24 protein-coding genes and 3 pseudogenes are annotated in these 24,856 nt (G+C 70.4%); 21 read left to right on the plus strand and 6 right to left on the minus strand.

The features are described from left to right. Positions 1-30: 30 nt before the first annotated feature. The 15 genes from pgsA to relA all read left to right on the plus strand — a co-directional run bounded on the left by pgsA (position 31) and on the right by relA (position 15,223). Positions 31-801, plus strand: coding sequence for a phosphatidylinositol phosphate synthase (gene pgsA, locus SCNRRL3882_RS33460; protein ID WP_040904145.1), 771 nt, complete (start codon positions 31-33; stop codon positions 799-801). Next, positions 798-1,706, plus strand: a complete 909-nt coding sequence (locus SCNRRL3882_RS33465) for a phosphatidylinositol mannoside acyltransferase (protein ID WP_010046516.1) — start codon at positions 798-800, stop codon at positions 1,704-1,706. The genes pgsA and SCNRRL3882_RS33465 overlap by 4 nt, the downstream gene beginning before the upstream one ends. Further along, complete coding sequence (locus tag SCNRRL3882_RS33470) at positions 1,703-2,866, plus strand: glycosyltransferase family 4 protein (RefSeq protein ID WP_010046514.1); 1,164 nt, start codon at positions 1,703-1,705, stop codon at positions 2,864-2,866. The genes SCNRRL3882_RS33465 and SCNRRL3882_RS33470 overlap by 4 nt, the downstream gene beginning before the upstream one ends. Positions 2,867-2,920: 54 nt before the next feature. Further along, positions 2,921-3,463 carry a membrane protein gene (locus tag SCNRRL3882_RS33475; RefSeq protein ID WP_010046512.1) on the plus strand — a complete coding sequence of 181 codons (543 nt, stop codon included), beginning with the start codon at positions 2,921-2,923 and terminating at the stop codon, positions 3,461-3,463. 136 nt (positions 3,464-3,599) lie between these two features. Next, positions 3,600-4,511, plus strand: coding sequence for a pyridoxal 5'-phosphate synthase lyase subunit PdxS (gene pdxS, locus SCNRRL3882_RS33480; RefSeq protein WP_010046510.1), 912 nt, complete (start codon positions 3,600-3,602; stop codon positions 4,509-4,511). A 5-nt stretch (positions 4,512-4,516) separates the two neighbouring features. After that, a complete protein-coding gene (gene pdxT, locus SCNRRL3882_RS33485; protein WP_010046508.1) occupies positions 4,517-5,122 on the plus strand; it encodes a pyridoxal 5'-phosphate synthase glutaminase subunit PdxT in 606 nt (201 codons plus the stop codon). A 48-nt stretch (positions 5,123-5,170) separates the two neighbouring features. Continuing rightward, positions 5,171-5,923 carry a YebC/PmpR family DNA-binding transcriptional regulator gene (locus SCNRRL3882_RS33490; protein WP_010046505.1) on the plus strand — a complete coding sequence of 251 codons (753 nt, stop codon included), beginning with the start codon at positions 5,171-5,173 and terminating at the stop codon, positions 5,921-5,923. Between the two features lie 115 nt (positions 5,924-6,038). After that, positions 6,039-6,569 carry a crossover junction endodeoxyribonuclease RuvC gene (ruvC, locus tag SCNRRL3882_RS33495; RefSeq protein WP_029181633.1) on the plus strand — a complete coding sequence of 177 codons (531 nt, stop codon included), beginning with the start codon at positions 6,039-6,041 and terminating at the stop codon, positions 6,567-6,569. After that, positions 6,566-7,171 carry a Holliday junction branch migration protein RuvA gene (ruvA, locus tag SCNRRL3882_RS33500; RefSeq protein WP_010046499.1) on the plus strand — a complete coding sequence of 202 codons (606 nt, stop codon included), beginning with the start codon at positions 6,566-6,568 and terminating at the stop codon, positions 7,169-7,171. The genes ruvC and ruvA overlap by 4 nt, the downstream gene beginning before the upstream one ends. A gap of 28 nt (positions 7,172-7,199) precedes the next feature. After that, the gene (ruvB, locus tag SCNRRL3882_RS33505; RefSeq protein WP_010046498.1) at positions 7,200-8,270 is read left to right on the plus strand and encodes a Holliday junction branch migration DNA helicase RuvB; all 1,071 of its coding nucleotides are present in this window, start codon (positions 7,200-7,202) and stop codon (positions 8,268-8,270) included. A 185-nt stretch (positions 8,271-8,455) separates the two neighbouring features. Beyond that, on the plus strand, positions 8,456-8,953 hold the full coding sequence (gene yajC, locus SCNRRL3882_RS33510; protein ID WP_010046497.1) for a preprotein translocase subunit YajC: 498 nt from the start codon (positions 8,456-8,458) through the stop codon (positions 8,951-8,953). Between the two features lie 132 nt (positions 8,954-9,085). Beyond that, positions 9,086-10,852 (plus strand): protein translocase subunit SecD, encoded by a 1,767-nt coding sequence (gene secD / locus SCNRRL3882_RS33515; RefSeq protein ID WP_010046495.1) that lies wholly within the window; start codon positions 9,086-9,088, stop codon positions 10,850-10,852. A gap of 1 nt (position 10,853) precedes the next feature. Beyond that, the gene (gene secF, locus SCNRRL3882_RS33520) at positions 10,854-11,969 is read left to right on the plus strand and encodes a protein translocase subunit SecF (protein WP_010046493.1); all 1,116 of its coding nucleotides are present in this window, start codon (positions 10,854-10,856) and stop codon (positions 11,967-11,969) included. Continuing rightward, positions 11,966-12,505, plus strand: a complete 540-nt coding sequence (locus SCNRRL3882_RS33525; RefSeq protein ID WP_010046491.1) for an adenine phosphoribosyltransferase — start codon at positions 11,966-11,968, stop codon at positions 12,503-12,505. Before secF ends, SCNRRL3882_RS33525 begins: the two co-directional genes overlap by 4 nt. 204 nt (positions 12,506-12,709) lie before the next feature. Next, positions 12,710-15,223 carry a GTP pyrophosphokinase gene (relA, locus tag SCNRRL3882_RS33535; RefSeq protein ID WP_010046489.1) on the plus strand — a complete coding sequence of 838 codons (2,514 nt, stop codon included), beginning with the start codon at positions 12,710-12,712 and terminating at the stop codon, positions 15,221-15,223. A 68-nt stretch (positions 15,224-15,291) separates the two neighbouring features. Here relA and SCNRRL3882_RS33540 read toward each other — a convergent pair whose 3' ends face one another. Beyond that, entirely contained in the window at positions 15,292-16,521 is a 1,230-nt protein-coding gene (locus SCNRRL3882_RS33540) for a DUF349 domain-containing protein (RefSeq protein ID WP_010046486.1), read from the minus strand. Positions 16,522-16,657: 136 nt separating this feature from the next. Continuing rightward, positions 16,658-17,503 carry a peptidylprolyl isomerase gene (locus tag SCNRRL3882_RS33545; RefSeq protein WP_029181632.1) on the minus strand — a complete coding sequence of 282 codons (846 nt, stop codon included), beginning with the start codon at positions 17,501-17,503 and terminating at the stop codon, positions 16,658-16,660. Positions 17,504-17,670: 167 nt separating this feature from the next. Between SCNRRL3882_RS33545 and SCNRRL3882_RS33550 the strand changes: the two genes are divergently transcribed. Together SCNRRL3882_RS33550 and hisS are read left to right on the plus strand one after the other, a co-directional pair. Then, positions 17,671-18,387 carry an MBL fold metallo-hydrolase gene (locus tag SCNRRL3882_RS33550; protein ID WP_010046481.1) on the plus strand — a complete coding sequence of 239 codons (717 nt, stop codon included), beginning with the start codon at positions 17,671-17,673 and terminating at the stop codon, positions 18,385-18,387. A gap of 11 nt (positions 18,388-18,398) precedes the next feature. Then, positions 18,399-19,661: a histidine--tRNA ligase gene (hisS, locus tag SCNRRL3882_RS33555; RefSeq protein ID WP_010046480.1), complete on the plus strand. Its 1,263-nt coding sequence runs from the start codon at positions 18,399-18,401 to the stop codon at positions 19,659-19,661. 54 nt (positions 19,662-19,715) lie between these two features. Here the strand turns inward: hisS and SCNRRL3882_RS33560 are convergent. The 4 genes and pseudogenes from SCNRRL3882_RS33560 to SCNRRL3882_RS33570 form a co-directional block, all read right to left on the minus strand. Next, positions 19,716-19,838: pseudogene (locus SCNRRL3882_RS33560) on the minus strand (DNA-binding response regulator); the annotation flags it as partial. 68 nt (positions 19,839-19,906) lie between these two features. Beyond that, positions 19,907-20,020 (minus strand): annotated as a pseudogene (locus SCNRRL3882_RS41380) (LuxR C-terminal-related transcriptional regulator); the annotation flags it as partial. Beyond that, positions 20,018-20,197: pseudogene (locus SCNRRL3882_RS41210) on the minus strand (ABC transporter permease); the annotation flags it as partial. The pseudogenes SCNRRL3882_RS41380 and SCNRRL3882_RS41210, both read right to left, overlap by 3 nt. Before the next feature lie 21 nt (positions 20,198-20,218). Continuing rightward, positions 20,219-21,091, minus strand: a complete 873-nt coding sequence (locus tag SCNRRL3882_RS33570) for an ABC transporter ATP-binding protein (protein WP_010046477.1) — start codon at positions 21,089-21,091, stop codon at positions 20,219-20,221. 142 nt (positions 21,092-21,233) lie between these two features. Between SCNRRL3882_RS33570 and SCNRRL3882_RS33575 the strand changes: the two genes are divergently transcribed. From SCNRRL3882_RS33575 to SCNRRL3882_RS33590, 4 genes are all read left to right on the plus strand, one after another. Beyond that, positions 21,234-21,890 (plus strand): vitamin K epoxide reductase family protein, encoded by a 657-nt coding sequence (locus SCNRRL3882_RS33575; RefSeq protein ID WP_010046475.1) that lies wholly within the window; start codon positions 21,234-21,236, stop codon positions 21,888-21,890. A 56-nt stretch (positions 21,891-21,946) separates the two neighbouring features. Next, positions 21,947-23,302 carry a replication-associated recombination protein A gene (locus tag SCNRRL3882_RS33580; protein ID WP_010046472.1) on the plus strand — a complete coding sequence of 452 codons (1,356 nt, stop codon included), beginning with the start codon at positions 21,947-21,949 and terminating at the stop codon, positions 23,300-23,302. 313 nt (positions 23,303-23,615) lie between these two features. Further along, positions 23,616-24,230, plus strand: a complete 615-nt coding sequence (gene rpsD / locus SCNRRL3882_RS33585; RefSeq protein WP_010046470.1) for a 30S ribosomal protein S4 — start codon at positions 23,616-23,618, stop codon at positions 24,228-24,230. 178 nt (positions 24,231-24,408) lie between these two features. Beyond that, complete coding sequence (locus tag SCNRRL3882_RS33590) at positions 24,409-24,849, plus strand: DUF948 domain-containing protein (RefSeq protein WP_040904142.1); 441 nt, start codon at positions 24,409-24,411, stop codon at positions 24,847-24,849. Positions 24,850-24,856: the final 7 nt, after the last annotated feature.

Consider the following 24,856-nt stretch of genomic DNA (forward strand, 5'->3'; position numbering starts at 1 on the left):
GCCCGTCGCCCGCACGCGCGCGTGGCTACGATGGGCCAGCCGGTGGCCAGCAGGGGCCAGACGGCGACACCGACCCTCGGGAAGGCCATGCTGAACAAGTACGCGCGTGCATTCTTCACGCGTGTTCTCACACCGTTCGCCGCGTTTCTGATCCGGCGGGGCGTCAGCCCCGACACCGTCACGCTCATCGGCACCGCCGGTGTGGTCGCGGGCGCGCTGGTCTTCTACCCCATGGGCGAGTTCTTCTGGGGCACGGTCGTGATCACGCTGTTCGTGTTCTCCGACCTGGTCGACGGCAACATGGCCCGCCAGCTCGGCCGCTCCAGCCGCTGGGGCGCCTTCCTGGACTCCACGCTCGACCGGGTCGCCGACGGCGCGATCTTCGGCGGCTTCATCCTCTGGTACGCCGGCGGGGGCGACGACCTCGTCCTGTGCGCCGTCTCGATCTTCTGCCTGGCCAGCGGCCAGGTGGTGTCGTACACCAAGGCCCGCGGCGAGTCGATCGGCCTGCCGGTCGCCGTCAACGGGCTGGTCGAGCGGGCCGAGCGGCTGGTGATCTCCCTGGTCGCGGCCGGCCTCGCGGGCCTGCACGCGTTCGGTGTCCCGGGCATCCAGTACCTGCTGCCGGTCGCCCTGTGGATCGTCGCCGTGGGCAGCCTCGTCACGCTCATCCAGCGGGTCGTCACGGTCCGTCGCGAGTCCGCGGAGGCCGAGGCCGCGGCGGCCGCGCAGGACGACGCAGCGCAGGACAATGAGGGCAAGCAGCAGAACGCCTCCCACGGGAGCGAGGCGGCCACGTGAGCGCACAGGACCGGCTGACGGACGCGCTGTACGGACTCGGCTGGAGCACCGTCAAGAAGCTCCCCGAGCCGGTCGCCGTACGGCTCGGGCAGAGCATCGCCGACCTCGCCTGGAAGCAGCGCGGCAAGGGCGTGCAGCGCCTGGAGAGCAACTACGCGCGCGTGGTGCCCGGTGCGAGCCCCGAGCGCCTCGCCGAGCTCTCGCGCGCGGGCATGCGGTCGTATCTGCGCTACTGGATGGAGTCCTTCCGCCTCCCCGCCTGGAGCGAGGAACGGATCACGAGCGGCTTCGACCCCAAGGGCCTGCACCACCTGACCGATGGCCTGGCCGCAGGCAAGGGCGTCGTACTCGCCCTGCCCCACCTGGCCAACTGGGACCTCGCCGGCGCCTGGGTCACCACGAAGCTGGGCATCCCGTTCACGACGGTCGCCGAGCGTCTGAAGCCGGAGACGCTGTACGACCGGTTCGTCGCCTACCGCGAGGGCCTCGGCATGGAGGTCCTGCCGCACAGCGGCGGCACCGCCTTCGGCACCCTGGCCCGGCGGCTGCGCGACGGCGGCCTGGTCTGCCTGGTCGCCGACCGCGACCTGTCCGCCTCCGGCGTCGAGGTCGGCTTCTTCGGCGACACGGCCCGGATGCCGGCCGGACCGGCCCTGCTCGCCCAGCAGACGGGCGCCCAGCTGCTTCCCGTCACCCTCTGGTACGACGACTCGCCCGTGATGCGCGGCCGTGTCCACCCGCCCGTCGAGGTGCCCGAATCAGGCACGCGCGCCGAGAAGACGTCTGTCATGACACAGGCGCTGGCCGACGCCTTCGCCACGGGGATCGCCGACCATCCGGAGGACTGGCACATGCTGCAGCGCTTGTGGCTCGCGGACCTCGACCCGGCGAAGGGGTCATCGTGAGGATCGGCATCGTCTGCCCGTACTCCTGGGACGTACCGGGCGGCGTCCAGTTCCACATCCGGGACCTGGCCGAGTACTTCATCCGTCTCGGCCACGAGGTGTCCGTCCTCGCCCCGGCCGACGACGACACGCCCCTGCCGCCGTACGTCGTCTCGGCCGGACGCGCGGTGCCGGTGCCGTACAACGGCTCGGTGGCCCGGCTCAACTTCGGCTTCCTGAGCGCCGCCCGGGTGCGCCGCTGGCTGCACGACGGCGCGTTCGACGTCATCCACATCCACGAGCCGACCTCGCCCTCGCTCGGCCTGCTGACCTGCTGGGCCGCCCAGGGACCGATCGTCGCCACGTTCCACACGTCCAACCCGCGCTCCCGGGCCATGATCGCCGCGTACGCCATCCTGCAGGCCGCCCTGGAGAAGATCAGCGCGCGGATCGCGGTGAGCGAGTACGCCCGCCGCACGCTGGTGGAGCACCTCGGCGGGGACGCCGTCGTGATCCCGAACGGCGTAGACGTCGACTTCTTCGCCAAGGCCGAGCCCAAGGCCGAGTGGCAGGGCGAGACGATCGGCTTCATAGGGCGTATCGACGAGCCCCGCAAGGGCCTGCCCGTGCTGATGAAGGCCCTGCCGAAGATCCTCGCCGCACGCCCGCGGACCCGGCTGCTGGTCGCCGGGCGCGGTGACGAGGAGGAGGCGGTGGAGACACTGCCCGCCGAGCTGCGCTCCCGCGTCGAGTTCCTCGGCATGGTCAGCGACGAGGACAAGGCCCGCTTCCTGCGCAGCGTCGACCTGTACGTCGCGCCCAACACCGGCGGCGAGAGCTTCGGGATCATCCTGGTCGAGGCCATGTCCGCCGGAGCCCCCGTCCTCGCCTCCGACCTGGACGCCTTCGCCCAGGTCCTGGACCGGGGAGAGGCCGGGGAGCTGTTCCCCAACGAGGACGCCGACGCCCTGGCGGACGCGGCCGTACGCCTGCTGGACGACCCGGGCCGCCGCGCGGAACTGCGCGAGCGGGGCAGCGCCCACGTACGGCGCTTCGACTGGTCGACCGTCGGCGCGGACATCCTGTCCGTCTACGAGACGGTGACGGCGGGCGCGGCGGCGGTGGCCGAGGACGAGCGGACGAGCGGGCTGTGGGGGCGGCTCGGGCTGGCCCGGGACTGACCGGGACCGACCGGGCACCCGGCCGTGTGCGCAGGCACCGGTAGCCTCTGGGCCGTGACCGCAACCCTCATCTGGATCCTCGTCGCCCTCGTGGTGATCGGCCTGTACCTGAGCTGGACGGCCGGGCGGCTGGACCGGCTGCACGCGCGCATCGACGCGGCGCGCGCCGCACTCGACGCACAGCTGCTGCGCCGCGCCTCCGTCGCCCAGGAACTGGCCACCTCCGGGGTGCTCGACCCGGCCGCCTCGATCGTCCTCTACGAGGCCGCGCACGCCGCCCGTCAGGCGGTGGAGGAGCAGCGGGAGGTCGCCGAGAGCGAACTGAGCCAGGCGTTGCGGGCCGTGTTCGGGGAGGTCCAGCAGGTGGAGGCGGTGCGGGAGGCGCCCGGAGGCGAGGAGGCCGCCGAGGAACTCGCGCAGGCGGTGCGGCGGGTCCCGATGGCCCGCCGCTTCCACAACGACGCCGTACGGGCCGCCCGTGCCCTGCGCCGGCACCGCAAGGTCCGCTGGTTCCGGCTGGCGGGCCACGCCCCGTTCCCCCTGGCCTTCGAAATGGACGACGAGCCTCCGGCGGCCCTGGCGGACCGGGCCGCCTGAGCCCCCGTTCACGCGCCGTTCCCCGGCCGTCCGCCGGAAAAGGATCCACAGCGTTCCCATTGGCCCTTGCTGTGGCCTGGTCCCCTCACGTTTCCTCAGTGCTGCAGAAATCCCCTTTCCGCTAGCGAGGTCACCCGTGTCCACCACGTCCCCCAACTCCCAGGCCCCCGAGACCGGCACCGCCCGTGTGAAGCGCGGTATGGCCGAACAGCTCAAGGGCGGCGTCATCATGGACGTCGTCACGCCGGAGCAGGCGAAGATCGCCGAGGACGCGGGCGCCGTCGCCGTCATGGCCCTGGAGCGGGTCCCGGCCGACATCCGCAAGGACGGCGGCGTGGCCCGCATGTCCGACCCGGACATGATCGAGGGCATCATCGACGCCGTCTCGATCCCGGTCATGGCCAAGTCCCGCATCGGCCACTTCGTCGAGGCCCAGGTGCTGCAGTCCCTCGGCGTCGACTACATCGACGAGTCCGAGGTCCTCACCCCGGCCGACGAGGTCAACCACTCCGACAAGTGGGCCTTCACCACGCCGTTCGTCTGCGGCGCCACCAACCTGGGCGAGGCCCTGCGCCGCATCGCCGAGGGTGCCGCGATGATCCGCTCCAAGGGCGAGGCCGGCACCGGCAACGTCGTCGAGGCCGTCCGCCACCTGCGCCAGATCAAGAACGAGATCGCCAAGCTGCGCGGCTTCGACAACAACGAGCTGTACGCCGCCGCCAAGGAGCTGCGCGCCCCCTACGAGCTCGTCAAGGAGGTCTCAGAGCTCGGCAAGCTGCCGGTCGTGCTGTTCTCCGCGGGCGGCGTCGCCACCCCGGCCGACGCGGCCCTGATGCGCCAGCTCGGCGCCGAGGGCGTCTTCGTCGGCTCCGGCATCTTCAAGTCCGGCGACCCGGCCAAGCGCGCCGCCGCCATCGTGAAGGCCACCACCTTCTACGACGACCCGAAGATCATCGCCGACGCGTCCCGCAACCTCGGCGAGGCCATGGTCGGCATCAACTGCGACACCCTCCCCGAGGCCGAGCGCTACGCCAACCGCGGCTGGTAACCCCCATGAGCACTCCTGTCATAGGCGTCCTGGCCCTCCAGGGCGACGTACGGGAGCACCTCGTCGCCCTGGCCGCGGCCGACGCCGTGGCCAGGCCGGTGCGGCGCCCCGAAGAACTCGCCGAGGCGGACGGCCTCGTCATCCCCGGCGGCGAGTCCACCACCATCTCCAAGCTGGCCGTCCTGTTCGGCCTGATGGAGCCGCTCCGCGCACGGGTGCGGGCCGGCCTGCCCGTCTACGGCACCTGCGCCGGCATGATCATGCTCGCCGACAAGATCCTCGACCCGCGCTCGGGCCAGGAGACCGTCGGTGGCATCGACATGATCGTGCGCCGCAACGCCTTCGGCCGGCAGAACGAGTCCTTCGAGGCGGCCGTCGACGTCAAGGGCGTCGAGGGCGATCCGGTGGAGGGTGTCTTCATCCGCGCCCCCTGGGTCGAGTCCGTCGGCGCCCGGGCCGAGGTGCTCGCCGAGTACGACGGCCACATCGTCGCGGTGCGTCAGGGCAACGCCCTGGCCACCTCGTTCCACCCGGAACTGACCGGCGACCACCGTGTGCACGCCCTGTTCGTCGACATGGTGAGGGCGAACCGGACAGCCGAGTCCTTGTAGGATTCCTGCGTTCGTTGCTGAGATGGGTTACGCGAAGGAGACAGGCAGATGTCCGGCCACTCTAAATGGGCCACGACGAAGCACAAGAAGGCCGTCATCGATGCCAAGCGCGGCAAGCTCTTCGCGAAGCTGATCAAGAACATCGAGGTGGCGGCCCGGATGGGCGGCGCCGACCCCGAGGGCAACCCGACGCTCTACGACGCCATCCAGAAGGCGAAGAAGTCGTCGGTCCCCAACAAGAACATCGACTCGGCGGTCAAGCGCGGCGCGGGCCTGGAGGCCGGCGGCGCCGACTACGAGACGATCATGTACGAGGGTTACGGCCCGAACGGTGTCGCGGTGCTCATCGAGTGCCTCACCGACAACCGCAACCGCGCCGCCTCCGAGGTCCGTGTCGCCATGACCCGCAACGGCGGCTCCATGGCCGACCCGGGTTCGGTGTCGTACCTGTTCAACCGCAAGGGCGTCGTGATCGTCCCCAAGGGCGAGCTGACCGAGGACGACGTCCTGGCCGCCGTGCTCGACGCGGGTGCCGAGGAGGTCAACGACCTCGGCGAGACCTTCGAGGTCCTCAGCGAGGCCACGGACCTGGTCGCGGTCCGCACCGCCCTCCAGGACGCCGGCATCGACTACGACTCCGCCGACGCCAACTTCGTCCCGACCATGCAGGTCGAGCTGGACGAGGAGGGCGCCAAGAAGATCTTCAAGCTGATCGACGCGCTGGAGGACAGCGACGACGTGCAGAACGTCTTCGCCAACTTCGACGTCAGCGACGAGGTCATGGAGAAGGTCGGCGCGTAACGCCGCCGCGGGCTCCGCAGGACCCAACGGGCCGACGGGACACACCCCGTCGGCCCGTCGCGTTGTCGGTGGCACCCGATAGCCTGCGTGAACAGGCGATCGAGAGGGAGGGCGCGTGCGCGTTCTGGGGGTGGACCCGGGCCTGACCCGGTGCGGTGTCGGCGTGGTCGAGGGCGTCGCCGGGCGGCCGCTCACCATGGTCGGCGTCGGCGTCGTCCGCACGCCCGTGGACGCGGACCTCGGCCACCGCCTCGTCGCCATCGAGCAGGGCATCGAACAGTGGCTGGACGAGCACCGGCCCGAGTGCGTCGCCGTGGAGCGCGTCTTCAGCCAGCACAACGTCCGTACGGTGATGGGCACGGCCCAGGCCAGCGCCGTCGCCATGCTCTGTGCCGCCCGCCGCGGCATTCCCGTCGCCCTGCACACCCCCAGCGAGGTCAAGGCCGCCGTCACCGGCAGCGGCCGGGCCGACAAGGCCCAGGTGGGCGCCATGGTGACCCGCCTGCTCCGGCTCAGCGCACCGCCCAAGCCCGCCGACGCGGCCGACGCCCTCGCCCTCGCCATCTGCCACATCTGGCGCGCCCCCGCGCAGAACCGACTCCAGCAGGCCGTCGCCCTGCACACATCGAAAGGCCGTACGGCATGATCGCCTTCGTCAGCGGCACCGTCGCCGCGCTCGCCCCCGACGCCGCGGTCGTCGAGGTCGGCGGCGTCGGCATGGCCGTCCAGTGCACGCCGAACACGCTGTCCACGCTCCGCACGGGCCAGCCCGCCAAGCTGCACACCTCCCTCGTCGTACGGGAGGACTCACTGACCCTGTACGGCTTCGCCGACGACGACGAGCGGCAGACCTTCGAGCTGCTCCAGACGGCCAGCGGCGTGGGACCGCGGCTCGCCCAGTCGATGCTCGCCGTGCACACCCCGGACGCCCTGCGCCGGGCCGTCGCCACCGGCGACGAGAAGGCGCTCACCGCCGTCCCCGGCATCGGCAAGAAGGGCGCGCAGAAGCTGCTGTTGGAGCTGAAGGACCGGCTCGGCGAACCGGTCGGCACGCCCGCCGTCGGTACACCCGCCGGCGACGGCTGGCGCGACCAGCTGCACGCCGCCCTGATCGGCCTCGGCTACGCGACCCGGGAGGCCGACGAGGCCGTGGCCGCCGTCGCTCCGCAGGCCGAGGCGGCAGGGGGCACGCCGCAGGTGGGACAGCTGCTGAAGGCGGCCCTGCAGACCCTGAACCGCGCCCGATAGTACGCACCGAGATTCCGAGGCACACTCCATGAACTGGGACGACACGACCGACGCCGATGCCGCCGAGCGGCTGGTGGACTCCGTCGCCGACCGTGAGGACCAGGCCGTCGAGGCCGCCCTGCGCCCCAAGGACCTGGGCGAGTTCATCGGCCAGGAGAAGGTCCGCGAGCAGCTCGACCTCGTCCTGCGCGCCGCACGCGCGCGTGGTGCCACCGCGGACCACGTGCTGCTCTCCGGCGCCCCCGGCCTCGGCAAGACCACCCTGTCGATGATCATCGCGGCCGAGATGGGCGCCCCCATCCGCATCACCTCGGGCCCCGCCATCCAGCACGCCGGCGACCTCGCCGCGATCCTCTCCTCCCTCCAGGAGGGCGAGGTCCTCTTCCTCGACGAGATCCACCGCATGTCCCGGCCCGCCGAGGAGATGCTGTACATGGCGATGGAGGACTTCCGCGTCGACGTCATCGTCGGCAAGGGCCCCGGCGCCACCGCCATCCCGCTGGAGCTGCCCCCCTTCACCCTGGTCGGCGCCACCACGCGCGCGGGCCTGCTGCCGCCCCCGCTGCGCGACCGCTTCGGCTTCACCGCGCACATGGAGTTCTACGAACCGGCCGAACTGGAACGGGTCATCCACCGCTCCGCCGACCTCCTCGAGGTCGAGATCGAGCCGGACGGCGCCGCCGAGATCGCCGGGCGTTCCCGCGGCACGCCCCGCATCGCCAACCGTCTGCTGCGCCGCGTCCGGGACTACGCGCAGGTCAAGGCCGACGGCCTGATCACCAAGGACATCGCGGCCGCCGCCCTCGCCGTCTACGAGGTGGACGGCCGCGGCCTCGACCGCCTCGACCGGGGCGTGCTGGAAGCCCTGCTCAAGCTGTTCGGCGGCGGCCCCGTGGGCCTGTCCACGCTCGCGGTCGCGGTGGGGGAGGAGCGTGAGACCGTGGAGGAGGTCGCCGAGCCCTTCCTGGTGCGCGAGGGCCTGCTGGCCCGCACCCCGCGCGGCCGGGTCGCCACCCCCGCCGCATGGGCACATCTCGGCCTCACCCCGCCCCGTTCCCAGACCGCCGGAAACGGACAACAGGACCTGTTCGGGGCGTGACGGCGCCGTCACCGCTCCGGGACGGCGCGGCCAGTGGCCGGAGCAGGAACCCCGGTGCCATGCTGAGCGTTGTTCCATGCGCGCGGACTCGCTTAGACTCCGCCGATGCCGCCTTTGTCGGCGGCGTACACACCCCCAACCATCTGGCCGCTCACAGCGCGGTCGTGTGAAGGAAGTACCGACCCGTGAGTCTCCTGACCCTCCTCCCGTTCATCGTGCTCATCGGGGCCATGTTCCTGATGACCCGGTCGGCCAAGAAGAAGCAGCAGCAGGCCGTGGAGATGCGGAACCAAATGCAGCCCGGCAGCGGTGTCCGCACCATCGGGGGCATGTACGCCACGGTCAAGGAGGTGAACGAGGACACCGTCCTCGTCGACGCCGGTCCGGGCGTCGAGCTCCTCTTCGCCAAGAACGCCATCGGTGCCGTCCTCACCGACGACGAGTACAACCGCATCGTCCACGGCATCGAGCACGACCTGAAGTCCGACGCCGACCTCGTCCCGGACGACGCCTCCTCCCTCACCGAGACCGGCGACTCCGCCGCCGACGCCGACGCTGACGACAAGGCCGTCGACCTCGGCAAGAAGGACGCGGCCGACGAGCAGCCCGACGACGCCCCGGCCGGCGAGGCGAAGACGGACGAAGAGCCGAAGAAGACCGACGGCGACTCCGAGGCGAAGTAGTCGCGTCCCGGGGTGCGCGGGCCCGGCCCGCGCACCCCGGGACACGACCGGCTCGCACGGAATCCCGACACCATGTCATGGCCGCCCGTCCGCCGATCCGGAGCGCGGCGGCCCGAGAGGGAGTACGAGAAGGTGGCCACACCTAAAAAGGGCCGGAGCGCGAGCGCCCAGAGCAAGCCGGGGCGCTCGCTGGCCCTGATCCTGATCGCCATCGCGGCGCTCACCGGTGGGATGTTCGCCTCGGGACACACGACACCGCGTCTCGGCATCGACCTGGCCGGCGGTACGAGCATCACGCTCGAAGCGGTTCCCGAGGCCGGCAACGAGGCGGCGATCAACAAGACCAACATGGACACCGCCGTCTCCATCATGGAGCGCCGTGTCAATGGTCTGGGCGTCTCCGAGGCCGAGGTCCAGACGCAGGGCCGGGACAACATCATCGTCAACATCCCCAAGGGCACGAACTCCGAGCAGGCCCGCAAGCAGGTCGGCACCACCGCCAAGCTGTACTTCCGCCCGGTCATCGCCACCGAGGTCTCCGGCGGCCCCGGCGCGGCCAGCCCCTCGCCGAGCCCCACGGGAAGCCCCTCGGACAGGCCGTCCGGCAAGGCCACCGACAAGCCCGAGGCCACCGACAAGGGCTCCGCCTCCCCGTCCGCCTCTCCCACCACGCAGGGCCGCGCGGTCACGGACGCCCTGAAGGCCGACGCGACGCCGTCCGCGAGCGTCTCGGACAAGGCGAAGGCCAGCCCCTCCCCGTCCGCGTCCGGCGGCGGTGCCGCCGACGACGCGAGCAAGCTCCAGGAGCAGTACGCCAAGCTCGACTGCACCAACGCGCAGACCCGCTCCAAGGTGGGCGACGGCGTCAAGGCCTCCCAGCCCACCCTGGCCTGCGGCAAGAACTCGCAGGGGCAGTGGCAGAAGTACATCCTCGGCCCCGCCGAGGTCGACGGCACCGACGTCGACAAGGCCCAGGCCGTCCTGAACACCCAGAGCGGTGCGGGCTGGACGGTCACGATGGACTTCACCGACGCGGGCGGCAAGAAGTTCGCGGACATCACCGGCAAGCTGGCGAAGAACCAGTCGCCGCAGAACCAGTTCGCGATCGTCCTCGACGGCGACGTGGTCTCCGACCCGTACGTGCGGCAGGCGCTGACCGGCGGCAACGCGGAGATCTCCGGCAACTTCAACCAGCAGTCCGCCCAGGACCTCGCCAACATGCTGAGCTACGGTGCGCTGCCGCTGACCTTCAGGGAGGACAGCGTTTCGACCGTCACCGCCGCGCTCGGCGGTGACCAGCTGAAGGCCGGTCTGATCGCCGGTGCGATCGGCCTCGCGCTGGTCGTCATCTACCTGCTGCTCTACTACCGCGGCCTGGCGTTCATCGCGATCCTCTCGCTGCTGGTCTCCGCCGCCCTGACCTACACGATCATGGCGTTGCTCGGCCCGACCATCAATTTCGCGCTGAATCTGCCGGCCGTGTGCGGTGCCATCGTGGCGATCGGCATCACGGCGGACTCGTTCATCGTGTACTTCGAACGCGTCCGCGACGAGATCCGGGAGGGCCGCACGCTGCGCCCCGCCGTCGAGCGGGCCTGGCCGCGCGCCCGGCGCACCATCCTGGTCTCCGACTTCGTGTCGTTCCTCGCCGCCGCGGTGCTCTTCATCGTCACCGTCGGCAAGGTCCAGGGCTTCGCGTTCACGCTCGGCCTGACCACCCTGCTCGACGTGGTCGTCGTGTTCCTCTTCACCAAGCCGCTGCTGACGCTGATGGCCCGCCGCCCGTTCTTCGCGAACGGCCACAAGTGGTCCGGCCTCGACCCGAAGAGCCTGGGTGCGAAGCCCCCGCTGCGCCGCACCCGCCGCCCCGCCGCCCCCGTCGACACCAAGGAGGCCTGAGATGTCGAAACTCGGCACCCTCGGCGCCCGACTGCACCGTGGCGAGGTCGGCTACGACTTCGTCAAGAACCGCAAGATCTGGTACGGCCTCTCCATCCTGATCACCATCACGGCCATCGTCGGCCTGGCGGTCCGCGGCCTGAACATGGGCATCGAGTTCCAGGGCGGCGCCGTCTTCAACACCCCGAAGAACACCAGTGCCTCGGTGTCCCAGGCGGAGCGGTACGCGGAAGAGGCCTCCGGCCACGACGCGATCGTCCAGAAGCTCGGCGACGGCAGCCTGCGCATCCAGGTGGCCGGCATCGACACCGGTGCGGCCGACAAGATCAAGGACAAGCTCTCCGACGACCTCAAGATCGACGCGGAGCAGATCAACGCCGAACTGGTCGGCCCCAGCTGGGGTGACCAGATCGCCAGCAAGGCCTGGCAGGGCCTCGGCATCTTCCTGGTCCTCGTGGTGATCTACCTGGCGATCGCCTTCGAGTGGCGCATGGCGCTCGCCGCGTTCGTCGCCCTGATCCACGACATCACCATCACGGTCGGCATCTACGCCCTGGTCGGGTTCGAGGTCACACCGGGCACGGTGATCGGTCTGCTGACCATCCTCGGCTACTCGCTCTACGACACGGTCGTGGTCTTCGACAGCCTCAAGGAACAGACCAAGGACATCACCAAGCAGACCCGCTGGACCTACAGCGACGTCGCCAACCGCTCGATCAACAGCACCCTGGTCCGCTCCATCAACACCACGGTGGTCGCACTGCTGCCGGTGGCGGGCCTGCTGTTCATCGGTGGCGGTGTCCTCGGCGCCGGCATGCTGAACGACATCTCGCTGTCGCTGTTCGTCGGCCTCGCCGCCGGTGCGTACTCCTCGATCTTCATCGCCACGCCGCTCGTCGCCGACCTCAAGGAGCGCGAGCCGCAGCTGAAGGCCCTCAGGAAGCGCGTCCTCGCCAAGCGGGCCCAGTCCGGCGTCCAGGGCGAGACCGAGGCCCACGGCGCCGACGAGTCGTACGACGGCGAGCCCGAGGACGCCGCGCCCGCGGTCGTCGGCCCCCGCAACCAGCCCGCGTCCCGCAGCCGGGGCCGTGGCCGTCCCTCGGGGAAGCGCCGATGACCGACATCAGGGAGCTGCTGCTCAGCCGCATCAGGGACGTGGCGGACTACCCGGAGCCGGGCGTGATGTTCAAGGACATCACCCCGCTCCTGGCGGACCCGGCGGCGTTCACCGCGCTCACCGACGCCCTCGCCGAGATCGCCGAGCGCACCGGTGCCACCAAGGTCGTCGGCCTGGAGGCCCGGGGCTTCATCCTCGGCGCCCCGGTCGCCGTCCGCGCCGGCATCGGCTTCATCCCCGTACGCAAGGCGGGCAAGCTCCCCGGAGCCACCCTCGGCCAGGCCTACGACCTGGAGTACGGCTCGGCGGAGATCGAGGTGCACGCCGAGGACCTGAGCGCCGACGACCGTGTCCTGGTCGTCGACGACGTCCTCGCCACCGGCGGCACCGCCGAGGCCTCGGTCCAGCTCATCCGCCGGGCCGGCGCCGAGGTCGCGGGCCTCGCCGTCCTCATGGAGCTCGGCTTCCTGAGCGGCCGCGCCCGCCTGGAACCGGCGCTGAACGGTGCCCCGCTGGAGGCGCTGCTCACGGTCTAGGAAGCCCACGGCAGCCCGGTGACACCGCCACGCCACCGGCACGACACCGCGGAGGCGGGCCCGGAGGAATCCGGCGCCCGCCTCTCGCGTTTCTCGGGTAGACGGTCCTCACATTGGCCTGAAGGCGATCCTGGGGCCCAGGATCGCTACCATGGGGTCTCCGGAGCCTGACCGGGGGACCCGGATCGCGCACGAGGAGCCCTCTTGCCAGACGAGGCCCAGCACCTGACCGCCGCCAAGCCCGAGTCCGCCTCGGCAGCCGCGGCCAAGCCCGCGCCGAACGCGCCCCACGCGAAGAACGACACCCGCGGGCCGGTCGAGCACGCCCAGTCGGCGCCGGTCGACAAGCCCGCCGAGCAGGCGCGCCCCAAGCCCGCCCCGCCCGTGCGCCAGGCCGCCGGCCAGCCCGCCCGGACCGGCTCCTCCAACCGCGTCCGCGCCCGCCTGGCCCGTCTAGGCGTCCAGCGCGCGAACCCGTACAACCCGGTGCTGGAGCCGTTGCTGCGGATAGTCCGCAGCAACGACCCGAAGATCGAGACGTCCACGCTCCGCCAGATCGAGCGCGCCTACCAGGTCGCCGAGCGCTGGCACCGCGGCCAGAAGCGCAAGAGCGGCGACCCGTACATCACGCACCCCCTCGCGGTGACGACCATCCTCGCCGAGCTGGGCATGGATCCGGCCACCCTCATGGCCGGCCTGCTGCATGACACGGTCGAGGACACCGAGTACGGCCTGGACGACCTGCGCCGCGACTTCGGCGACGTCGTCACCCTGCTCGTCGACGGTGTCACCAAGCTGGACAAGGTCAAGTTCGGCGAGGCCGCGCAGGCCGAGACCGTGCGCAAGATGGTCGTCGCCATGGCCAAGGACCCGCGCGTCCTGGTCATCAAGCTCGCCGACCGCCTGCACAACATGCGCACCATGCGCTACCTCAAGCGCGAGAAGCAGGAGAAGAAGGCGCGCGAGACCCTGGAGATCTACGCGCCGCTCGCCCACCGCCTGGGCATGAACACCATCAAGTGGGAGCTGGAGGACCTCGCGTTCGCGATCCTCTACCCCAAGATGTACGACGAGATAGTACGTCTGGTCGCCGAGCGCGCTCCGAAGCGCGACGAGTACCTCGCCATCGTCACCGACGAGGTCCAGCAGGACCTGCGGGCGGCCCGCATCAAGGCGACCGTCACCGGCCGCCCGAAGCACTACTACAGCGTCTACCAGAAGATGATCGTCCGCGGCCGTGACTTCGCGGAGATCTACGACCTGGTGGGCATCCGCGTCCTCGTGGACACCGTCCGTGACTGCTACGCGGCCCTCGGCACGGTGCACGCGCGGTGGAACCCGGTCCCCGGCCGGTTCAAGGACTACATCGCGATGCCCAAGTTCAACATGTACCAGTCGCTGCACACGACGGTCATCGGCCCCGGCGGCAAACCGGTCGAGCTCCAGATCCGCACGTTCGACATGCACCGCCGCGCCGAGTACGGCATCGCCGCGCACTGGAAGTACAAGCAGGAAGCCGTCGCCGGCGCCTCCAAGGTGCGCACGGACGCGCCCAAGTCCTCCGGCAAGGACAAGGACGCCATCAACGACATGGCGTGGCTGCGGCAGCTGCTCGACTGGCAGAAGGAGACCGAGGACCCCGGCGAGTTCCTGGAGTCGCTGCGCTTCGACCTCTCCCGCAACGAGGTCTTCGTCTTCACTCCCAAGGGCGACGTCATAGCGCTCCCGGCGGGTGCCACACCGGTGGACTTCGCCTACGCGGTCCACACCGAGGTCGGCCACCGCACCATAGGAGCCCGGGTCAACGGCCGGCTGGTCCCGCTGGAGTCCACCCTCGACAACGGCGACCTGGTCGAGGTCTTCACCTCCAAGGCGTCCGGCGCCGGCCCGTCGCGCGACTGGCTCGGCTTCGTCAAGTCACCGCGCGCCCGCAACAAGATCCGGGCCTGGTTCTCCAAGGAGCGCCGTGACGAGGCGATCGAGCAGGGCAAGGACGCCATCGTCCGCGCCATGCGCAAGCAGAACCTGCCGATCCAGCGCATCCTGACCGGCGACTCCCTGGTGACCCTCGCGCACGAGATGCGCTACGCGGACATCTCCGCGCTGTACGCGGCGATCGGCGAGGGCCATGTCTCCGCGCAGAACATCGTGCAGAAACTCGTCCAGGCCCTCGGCGGCGAGGAGGCCGCCACCGAGGAGATCGACGAGTCGGTCCCGCCGGCCCGCGGACGCAGCCGCAAGCGCCGCTCCAGCGCCGACCCGGGCGTCGTGGTGAAGGGCGTCGAGGACGTGTGGGTCAAACTGGCCCGCTGCTGTACGCCCGTCCCCGGCGACCCCATCATGGGCTTCGTCACGCGGGGCAGCGGCGTATCGGTTCACCGCACCGACTGCGTCAACGTCGACTCGCTGTCCCGTGAGCCCGAGCGGATTCTCGAGGTCGAGTGGGCGCCCACCCAGTCCTCGGTCTTCCTGGTCGCCATCCAGGTCGAGGCCCTGGACCGTTCCCGGCTCCTCTCGGACGTCACTCGCGTCCTGTCCGACCAGCACGTCAACATCCTCTCCGCGGCCGTCCAGACCTCCCGCGACCGTGTCGCCACCTCCCGCTTCACCTTCGAGATGGGCGACCCGAAGCACCTCGGCCATGTGCTGAAGGCGGTCCGGGGCGTGGAGGGCGTCTACGACGTGTACCGGGTGACGTCGGCGCGCAGCAGGTCGTAACGCTGCGCAGCGACCACACGAAAGGGGGCCCCGTACGGCATGTACGGGGCCCCCTTTCGACCGGCTGATCAGCCTCCGAACTCCTGGAGACCCTTCAGCGCCTGGTCCAGCAGCGCCTGCCGGCCCTCGAGCTCACGCTCGAGCTTGTCGGCCTTGGCGTTGTTGCCCTGCGCCCGGGCCTGCTCGATCTGGCCCCTCAGCTTGTCCACGGCGGCCTGGAGCTGGCCGGTCAGACCCTCGGCACGCGCGCGTGCCTCCGGGTTCGTCCGGCGCCACTCGGTCTCCTCCGCCTCCTGGAGGGCCCGCTCGACGGCGTGCATACGGCCCTCGACCTTGGGCCGGGCGTCGCGCGGCACATGACCGATGGCCTCCCACCGCTCGTTGATCGAACGGAACGCGGCCCGGGATGCCTTCAGGTCCGTGATCGGCAGGAGCTTCTCGGCTTCCTCGGCCAGCTCCTCCTTGAGCTTCAGGTTCTCCGCCTGCTCGGCGTCCCGCTCGGCGAAGACCGAGCTGCGCGCGGCGAAGAAGACGTCCTGGGCACCGCGGAAGCGGTTCCACAGGTCGTCCTCGTGCTCGCGCTGGGCCCGGCCGGCGGCCTTCCACTCGGCCATCAGCTCGCGGTACCGCGCTGCCGTCGCACCCCAGTCCGTCGAGTTCGACAGCGCCTCGGCCTCGGAGACCAGCCGCTCCTTGGTCCGCCGCGCCTCCTCGCGCTGGGCGTCCAGCTGCGCGAAGTGCTGCTTGCGCCGCTTGGAGAACGCCGACCGCGCGTGCGAGAAGCGGTGCCACAGCTCGTCGTCGGACTTGCGGTCCAGCCTCGGCAGACCCTTCCAGGTGTCCACCAGGGCCCGCAGCCGCTCACCGGCCGCCCGCCACTGGTCGGACTGCGCCAGCTCCTCCGCCTCGGCGACCAGAGCCTCCTTGGCCTTGCGCGCCTCGTCGGACTGCTTCGCCCGCTGCGCCTTGCGCTCCTCGCGGCGCGCCTCCACCAGCTCGGTGAGCTTGTCCAGCCGGACCCGCAGGGCGTCCAGGTCGCCCACCGCGTGGTGCGCGTCGACCTGCTCCCGGATGTGGTCGATGGCCGCCTGGGCGTCCTTCGCCGACAGGTCGGTGGTCTTCACTCGCTTCTCGAGGAGGCCGATCTCGACAACCAGGCCCTCGTACTTGCGCTCGAAATAGGCCAGCGCCTCATCGGGGGAGCCTGCCTGCCACGAACCGACGACCTGCTCGCCGTCGGCCGTACGCACGTACACGGTCCCCGTCTCGTCGACGCGGCCCCACGGGTCGCTGCTCACAGCGCCTCCTCCACATGATGCCTGCGAGGGGCCTGAAGCTCCCCCGGGCATCGTCCACAGTTTCGTCACGGCCAACATAGGCGACCGGCGGGGGGCCTGTCCGCATCCCGCGCGACCGAAATTACGCAGTTGAGGGTCAGGATTTGGTGACCGTGGCCTTGTTGATCACGACCGTCGCGTTGGGCGCCGTGTTGCCCGTCTGAGGGTCGGGAGCCTGCGCTCCGGCGGCGGCGATTTTCTTGAGGACCTTCATGCCCGCCTCGGACACCGTCCCGAACGGTGTGTAGTCGGGCGGCAGCTGACTGTCCTGGTAGACGAGGAAGAACTGGCTGCCACCGCTGTTGCGGCCCTGCTTCGTCTGGGCGTTGTACTGGTTCGCCATCGCGACCGTGCCCGCCGGGTACACCCCGCCCTTGAGGCTCTTGTCCTTCAGGTTCTCGTCCGGGATCGTGTAGCCGGGGCCGCCCATGCCGGTGCCCTGCGGGTCGCCGCACTGCAGGACGTAGATGCCCTGATTGGTGAGCCGGTGGCACTTGCTGTGGTCGAAGTAGCCCTTGCCGGCGAGGAAGTTGAACGAGTTGACGGTGTGCGGCGCCGCCGACGCCTTCAGCGCGATGTCTATCTCGCCGCAGGTCGTGTCCAGCTTCATCGTGTACTTCGCCGACTCGTCGATCGACATCGCCGGTTCCTTCTTCCAGGTCTCCGACTTGACCTTGCCCGCGGCGGGCTTCTCGCACGGGTCCGGGGCCTTGCTGGGCGAGGCGCTCGGAGTGACCTCCGCGTTCGCGTTCTCCTTCTTGCCGTCGTCCTCGAACGGCTTGGTCAGGAAGACCGATACGGAGAGCACCACGACCACGCCGAGAACCGAGGCGATCACGGAGTTGCGGATACGGGCCCTGCGTCGCGCATCTGTGCGCCGTTGTTGCTGCCGCAAGTACTTCTCACGGGCGAGCTGACGCCGCCGCTGTTCCTGGCTGACCACCGGGTTCTCTCCTCATGCGTCTGATACGTCGACCGGTACGCGTGGGGCCTGTGCGCCGACCGCCTGCGTGTGCCCCGTACCGTATATGGGTTCGCTGAGGAATCGGCAGCGCCGGTAGGCTCTGACAGCAGCCGCAGCCGCCCGTATCGACACAACGAAGGACGATCGTGCTCATTGCCGGGTTCCCCGCCGGGGCCTGGGGGACGAACTGCTACCTCGTCGCCCCCGCCGCCGGTGAGGAGTGCGTGATCATCGACCCCGGCCATCAGGCCGCCGACGGCGTCGAGAAAGCGATCAGGAAGCATCGGCTCAAGCCCGTCGCCGTCGTCCTCACGCACGGCCACATCGACCACGTGGCCTCGGTCGTCCCGGTCTGCGGCGCGCACGACGTGCCGGCCTGGATCCACCCCGACGACCGGTACATGATGAGCGACCCCGAGAAGGGAATCGGCCGTTCCATCGGGATGCCGCTCATGGGCGAGCTGACGGTGGGGGAGCCCGACGACGTCAAGGAGCTGGCCGACGGCGCCAAGCTCGAGCTGGCGGGCCTGGAGCTGTCCGTCGCGCACGCGCCCGGCCATACCAAGGGGTCGGTGACCTTCGGCATGCCCGAGGCGGCGGACATCCCGCCGATCCTGTTCTCGGGCGACCTGCTGTTCGCCGGCTCCATCGGACGCACCGACCTGCCCGGCGGTGACATGGCCGAGATGCTCGACTCGCTGGCCCGCGTGTGCCTGCCGCTCGACGACTCGACCGTGGTGCTGTCCGGCCACGGCCCCCAGACGACCATCGGCCAGGAGCGCGCCACCAACCCGTATCTGCGGCAGGTGGCGGCAGACCGCCAAGGAAGCGGCGCTTTCGAGGCTCCCCGACGAGGAATGTGACGAGACCTTCCGTGAGCACCTTCAAGGCCCCCAAGGGCACGTACGACCTGATTCCGCCGGACAGCGCCACGTACCTCGCTGTCCGTGAGGCGATCGCCGCGCCGCTGCGCAACTCCGGCTACGGCTACATCGAGACGCCCGGGTTCGAGAACGTCGAACTCTTCGCGCGCGGAGTCGGCGAATCGACGGACATCGTGACGAAGGAGATGTACGCCTTCGAGACGAAGGGCGGCGACAGGCTGGCCCTGCGCCCCGAAGGCACGGCCTCCGTCCTGCGCGCCGCGCTGGAGGCCAACCTGCACAAGGCGGGCAACCTCCCGGTCAAGCTCTGGTACTCCGGCTCGTACTACCGCTACGAGCGCCCCCAGAAGGGCCGCTACCGCCACTTCTCCCAGGTCGGTGCCGAGGCGATCGGCGCCGAGGACCCGGCACTGGACGCCGAACTGATCATCCTGGCCGACCAGGCGTACCGCTCGCTGGGCCTGAGCAACTTCCGCATCCTGATCAACAGCCTGGGCGACAAGGAGTGCCGCCCGGTGTACCGGACGGCACTCCAGGACTTCCTGCGCGGCCTGGACCTGGACGAGGACACCCTGCGCCGGGCGGAGATCAACCCGCTGCGCGTCCTGGACGACAAGCGTGAGGCGGTCCAGAAGCAGTTGGGGGACGCGCCGCTGCTGCGCGACTACCTCTGCGACGCCTGCAAGGCGTACCACGAGGAGGTGCGCGAGCTGATCACGTCGGCGGGCGTCGCCTTCGAGGACGACCCGAAGCTGGTGCGCGGCCTGGACTACTACACCCGCACGACCTTCGAGTTCGTCCACGACGGCCTGGGCTCCCAGTCCGCCGTCGGTGGCGGCGGGCGCTACGACGGCCTGTCCGAGATGATCGGCGGCCCCGCGCTGCCGTCCGTCGGCTGGGCCCTCGGCGTCGACCGCACGGTCCTCGCGCTGGAGGCGGAGGGGGTCGAGCTCGAACTCCCGGCGACCACCAGTGTGTTCGCCGTCCCGCTCGGCGAGGAGGCCCGCCGGGTCCTGTTCGCCAAGGTCACGGAGCTGCGCAAGAACGGCATCGCGGCCGACTTCTCCTACGGCGGCAAGGGCCTCAAAGGCGCGATGAAGAACGCCAACCGCAGCGGCGCCCGCTACACGATCGTCGCCGGCGAGCGCGACCTCGCCGAGGGCGTCGTCCAGCTCAAGGACATGGAGTCGGGCGAGCAGACGGCGGTCGGCGTGAACGAGATCGTGGCGGAACTCGAAGCGCGACTCGGCTAGCAGCAGACCAGAAGCGAAGGCTCCGGACACCTGCCGAGGTGCCCGGCGCCTTCGTCACTGCTCCAACAACCCGTACCGCAGCGCGCTGGTGACGGCCGCTGTCCGGTCGTCCACCCCGAGCTTGCCGAAGACGCGCAGCAGATACGTCTTCACCGACGACTCGCCGATGCTGCATCGATGTGCGGCTGCCGCCGCGTGGGCCGACGCCTGGTCTCGGCGTTGGTGGGGCATGGTGAGGTGTGTCGCTATTCCAGGAGTCCGTGGCGTAGGGCGCTGGTGACGGCCGCCGTCCGGTCGTCCACCCCCAGCTTGCCGAAGACGCGCAGCAGATACGTCTTCACCGTCGACTCGCCGATGAAGCTCGTCGACATGATCCCGGCGGCCATCATCGCCGGGACGTACAGCTGCGAGGCGGTGATGCCCGCGCCCGCCACGTCGTCCCGGAAGATCGAGGCGAACAGGAACAGGAAGACGACCGGAAAGGCGAAGGTGAACACCACCTGGTCGCGCTGCCGGAAGAACTGCCTGATCTCCAGGGCGCCCCGCCGCGGTCGTGGTCACCGTGCCTCCTCCTGCGACTGTCCGGTCAGCCGGAGGTAGACGTCCTCCAGCGTGGGCCGGCTCACCGCCAGCCCCGGGATCTCCCCGTCGAAGCGGTGCATGAGTCCGGCGATCGTCCTGGTCGGTGTGACCGTGCGCTCCCTGCGCGGGGTGCCGTCCGGCTCGGTCCACTCGACGAGGGCCTCGGTGCCGTACCGCTCCCGCAACGCCCCGGGCTCGCCCTCGGCGACGATCCGGCCCTTCGCGACGACGGCCAGCCGGTGCGCGAGGGCCTCCGCCTCCTCCAGGTAGTGCGTGGTCAGCAGGATCGTCGTGCCGTCGTCGGCCAGGGCGCGGATCAGCGACCAGAACCGCCGCCGGGCCGCCGGGTCGAACCCGGTCGTCGGCTCGTCCAGAAGCAGCAGGTCCGGGCCGCCGATCACGCCGAGCGCCAGGTCCAGACGCCGCCGCTGGCCACCCGACAGGGCCTTGATCCGGCTGTCCGCCTTCGCCTCCAGACCGACCGCGCCGATGACCTCCTCAGGGTTCCGGGGCCGCGGGTAGTAGCCGGCGAAGTGCCGCACCGTCTCCCGGACCGTCAACTCCGCGGGCGCCGATTCGTCCTGCCAGACGATTCCGACACGTGAGCGCCACGCGCGCGTGCCGGTCGCCGGGTCCGACCCGGGCACGGACACCTCGCCGGCGTCCCGGTCCCGGTTGCCCTGGAGGATCTCCACCGTGGTGCTCTTGCCCGCGCCGTTGGGCCCGAGCAGGCCGAACACCTCGCCCCGGCGGATGCCCAGATCGATGCCGCCGAGGGCGGTCACGTCCCCGTACCGCTTGCGCAGCCCCCGCGCCTGGACGGCGAGGTCGTACCCGTGTGCTGTCATGGGACGAGCGTCGGCCGGAATGCAACCCTCAAGGACGACCGTGCGGACATGCTTATGTCCACTGAACGGTGGACGGACGTACCGGTGCGGCACAATGGCCCTGTCCGAAGTTGTCCAGGTCTCAAGTGACGGAATCGGCGTGATGAGCAAGACGACAGTCCAGGACGTCTCCACGGGGCCCGAGCCGGAGTGCGCCGAGAACGCGCCCCGCGCCGAGGGCGGCAGCCGGGCCCTCGCCCTCCTGCTGGTGATCACCGGCGCGGCCGGACTGCTCGCCTCGTGGGTCATCACGATCGACAAGTTCAAGATTCTCGAGGCCAAGGTCGAGGGCAAGACGTTCACGCCCGGCTGCAGCCTCAACCCCGTCGTCTCCTGCGGCAGCGTCATGGAGAGCAAGCAGGCCGCGGTCTTCGGTTTCCCGAACCCGATGCTCGGCCTCGTCGCCTACGGCATCGTCATCTGCGTCGGCATGAGCCTGCTCGCCCGCGCCCGCTTCCCGCGCTGGTACTGGCTCACCTTCAACGCCGGCTGCCTCTTCGGCGTGAGCTTCTGCGCCTGGCTGATGTTCCAGTCCCTGTACCGGATCAACGCGCTGTGCCTGTGGTGCAGCCTGGCCTGGGTCGCCACGATCCTGATGTTCTGGTACGTGACGTCGTTCAACATCCGCAAGGGCTTCCTGCCCGCCCCGAGCTGGCTCAGGAGCTTCTTCGCCGAGTTCACCTGGGTCATGCCCGTGCTGCACATCGGCATCATCGGCATGCTGGTCCTGACCCGCTGGTGGGACTTCTGGATGAGCTGAGCCGGGAGCACCGGGGCCCGGAGGGATTGTCAGTGCCGTGATTTAGGGTTTCTGACGTGGAGCCCGACCTGTTCACCGCCGCAGCAGAAGAACGCCAGGAGAAGGAGCCGTCCAGCAGCCCCCTGGCGGTGCGGATGCGCCCGCGCACCCTCGACGAGGTGGTGGGCCAGCGGCATCTGCTGAAGCCGGGCTCGCCCCTGCGCAGACTGGTCGGCGAGGGCGCCTCCGGCCCGGCCGGCCCCTCCTCGGTGATCCTCTGGGGCCCGCCCGGCACCGGCAAGACCACCCTGGCGTACGTCGTCTCCAAAGCGACCAACGCCCGCTTCGTCGAACTGTCGGCGATCACCGCCGGCGTCAAGGAGGTCCGCGCGGTCATCGACGGCGCCCGCCGCGCCTCCGGCGGATTCGGCAAGGAGACCGTCCTCTTCCTCGACGAGATCCACCGCTTCAGCAAGGCCCAGCAGGACTCCCTGCTCCCGGCCGTCGAGAACCGCTGGGTGACACTGATCGCGGCGACGACGGAGAACCCGTACTTCTCGGTGATCTCGCCCCTGCTGTCCCGCTCCCTGCTGCTCACCCTCGAACCGCTCACGGACGACGACATCAAGGGCCTCGTCCGGCGCGCCCTGACCGACGAGCGCGGCCTGAAGGACGCCGTCACCCTCCCCGAGGAGACCGAGAGCCACCTCCTGCGCATCGCCGGCGGCGACGCCCGCCGTGCCCTGACGGCCCTGGAGGCCGCCGCCGGCGCCGCCCTCGACAAGGGCGAGACGGAGATCGGCCTGACCACGCTGGAGGAGACGGTCGACCGGGCGGCCGTGAAGTACGACCGCGACGGCGACCAGCACTACGACGTGGCCAGCGCCCTGATCAAGTCCATCCGTGGCTCCGACGTCGACGCCGCCCTGCACTACCTGGCCCGGATGATCGAGGCCGGCGAGGATCCCCGCTTCATCGCCCGGCGTCTGATGATCTCCGCCAGCGAGGACATCGGCCTCGCCGATCCGAACGCGCTGCCGATCGCGGTCGCCGCCGCCCAGGCCGTCGCCATGATCGGCTTCCCGGAGGCCGCCCTCACCCTCAGCCACGCCACCATCGCCCTCGCCCTGGCCCCGAAGTCCAACGCCGCGACGACCGCGATCGGCGCCGCCCTGGAGGACGTACGCAAGGGACTGGCCGGGCCCGTGCCCGCGCACCTGCGCGACAGCCACTACAAGGGCGCCACCAAGCTCGGCCACGGCCGGGGCTACGTCTACCCGCACGACCTCCCCGAGGGCATCGCCGCCCAGCAGTACGCCCCGGACGCCCTGAAGGACCGCGAGTACTACGAGCCGACCCGGCACGGCGCGGAGGCCCGCTACGCGGACGCGGTCGAGTGGACCCGGAAGAACCTCGGTCGAAAGCGGTCCTGAGCACCCTGTAAACTCGTTCGGAGTGCCGCGTCCCGTGCAGTCAGAACGGGACAGTCGGCCGGAGCCAGTCGGGGGGCACAGTCCTCCAGGACCGGCTCCAGGAGCGTCGCGCACCGTCGAACGGTGTCGCGGGCAGCCCACCACCACCCGTCGCAGGACGGAACCGGTCGGTGGGCCACTCGCGTGCTGCACGTATGTGCCCAGACCAGGGGAGCGGCTGCCCACCGAGTCCGACAGGACGACGAGGGTTTCCCCGGCTGCGGATGCGACCTCCCACAACCCTGACAAGCCGAATCCAGGAAATGAGAAAGCAGTGGCGAACCAGTCCCGCCCCAAGGTCAAGAAGTCGCGTGCCCTCGGCATCGCGCTGACCCCGAAGGCCGTCAAGTACTTCGAGGCCCGTCCCTACCCGCCGGGTGAGCACGGCCGCGGCCGCAAGCAGAACTCGGACTACAAGGTCCGTCTGCTCGAGAAGCAGCGCCTGCGCGCGCAGTACGACGTGTCCGAGCGCCAGCTCGTCCGCGCCTACGAGCGTGCCTCCAAGGTCCAGGGCAAGACCGGTGAGGCCCTGATCATCGAGCTGGAGCGCCGTCTCGACGCCCTGGTCCTGCGTTCGGGCATCGCCCGCACGATCTACCAGGCCCGCCAGATGGTCGTCCACGGCCACATCGCGGTCAACGGCAAGAAGGTCGACAAGCCCTCCTTCCGTGTCCGCCCGGACGACGTGGTGCAGGTCCGCGAGCGCTCCAAGGAGAAGACCCTCTTCACGATCGCCCGTGAGGGTGGCTTCGCCCCCGACGGCGAGACCCCGCGCTACCTCCAGGTGAACCTCAAGGCCCTGGCGTTCCGCCTGGACCGCGAGCCGAACCGCAAGGAGATCCCGGTGATCTGCGACGAGCAGCTCGTCGTCGAGTACTACGCCCGCTGATCCACGGCAGGCACGCGGTACCCCGGCCCGTCGTCTCCCCGCCCCTCCGGGCGGGCGAGGCGGCGGGCTTTCGCGAATCCGCCGCCCCCGGGCGGTAATCCGGTACGGAGCCGCATCCCCGGCGCGATAGGCTCGTCGCACGACTTTTTCGATGTTCAGGCACGTTTTCAGGGAGCGGGTGCACACAGTGTCCGGTGGAGAGGTGGCCGGAATCCTGGTGGCCGTCTTCTGGGCGATCCTGGTCTCCTTCCTCGCCGTCGCGCTGGCGAGGCTGGCCCAGACGCTCAGGGCGACCACCAAGCTCGTGGCGGACGTGACCGATCAGGCCGTCCCGCTCCTGGCCGACGCCTCCGCGGCGGTGCGCTCCGCGCAGACCCAGATCGACCGGGTCGACTCGATCGCCTCCGACGTCCAGGAGGTCACGTCGAACGCCTCCGCGCTGTCGACCACCGTCGCCTCCACGTTCGGCGGCCCCCTGGTCAAGGTCGCAGCCTTCGGTTACGGCGTGCGCCGGGCCCTCGGCGGCCGCAAGGAGGACGTGCCCGGCAAGGCGTCGAGGCGTACCGTGATCGTGGGCCGCACGGTCTCTCGGCGCAGCGCCCGAGGGAAGAGGGACTGAGAGCCAG

It is taken from the genome of Streptomyces chartreusis NRRL 3882 (assembly GCF_900236475.1).
GTDB lineage: Bacteria > Actinomycetota > Actinomycetes > Streptomycetales > Streptomycetaceae > Streptomyces > Streptomyces chartreusis_D.

Bases quoted from the DNA above. Each gene is read 5' to 3' on its own strand.
- SCNRRL3882_RS33575 (WP_010046475.1), top strand. From the start codon at position 21,234: ATGAGCAAGACGACAGTCCAGGACGTCTCCACGGGGCCCGAGCCGGAG.
- SCNRRL3882_RS33570 (WP_010046477.1), bottom strand. From the start codon at position 21,091: ATGACAGCACACGGGTACGACCTCGCCGTCCAGGCGCGGGGGCTGCGC.
- secF (WP_010046493.1), top strand. From the start codon at position 10,854: ATGTCGAAACTCGGCACCCTCGGCGCCCGACTGCACCGTGGCGAGGTC.
- pdxT (WP_010046508.1), top strand. From the start codon at position 4,517: ATGAGCACTCCTGTCATAGGCGTCCTGGCCCTCCAGGGCGACGTACGG.
- ruvA (WP_010046499.1), top strand. From the start codon at position 6,566: ATGATCGCCTTCGTCAGCGGCACCGTCGCCGCGCTCGCCCCCGACGCC.
- SCNRRL3882_RS33525 (WP_010046491.1), top strand. From the start codon at position 11,966: ATGACCGACATCAGGGAGCTGCTGCTCAGCCGCATCAGGGACGTGGCG.
- ruvB (WP_010046498.1), top strand. From the start codon at position 7,200: ATGAACTGGGACGACACGACCGACGCCGATGCCGCCGAGCGGCTGGTG.
- SCNRRL3882_RS33490 (WP_010046505.1), top strand. From the start codon at position 5,171: ATGTCCGGCCACTCTAAATGGGCCACGACGAAGCACAAGAAGGCCGTC.
- pgsA (WP_040904145.1), top strand. From the start codon at position 31: ATGGGCCAGCCGGTGGCCAGCAGGGGCCAGACGGCGACACCGACCCTC.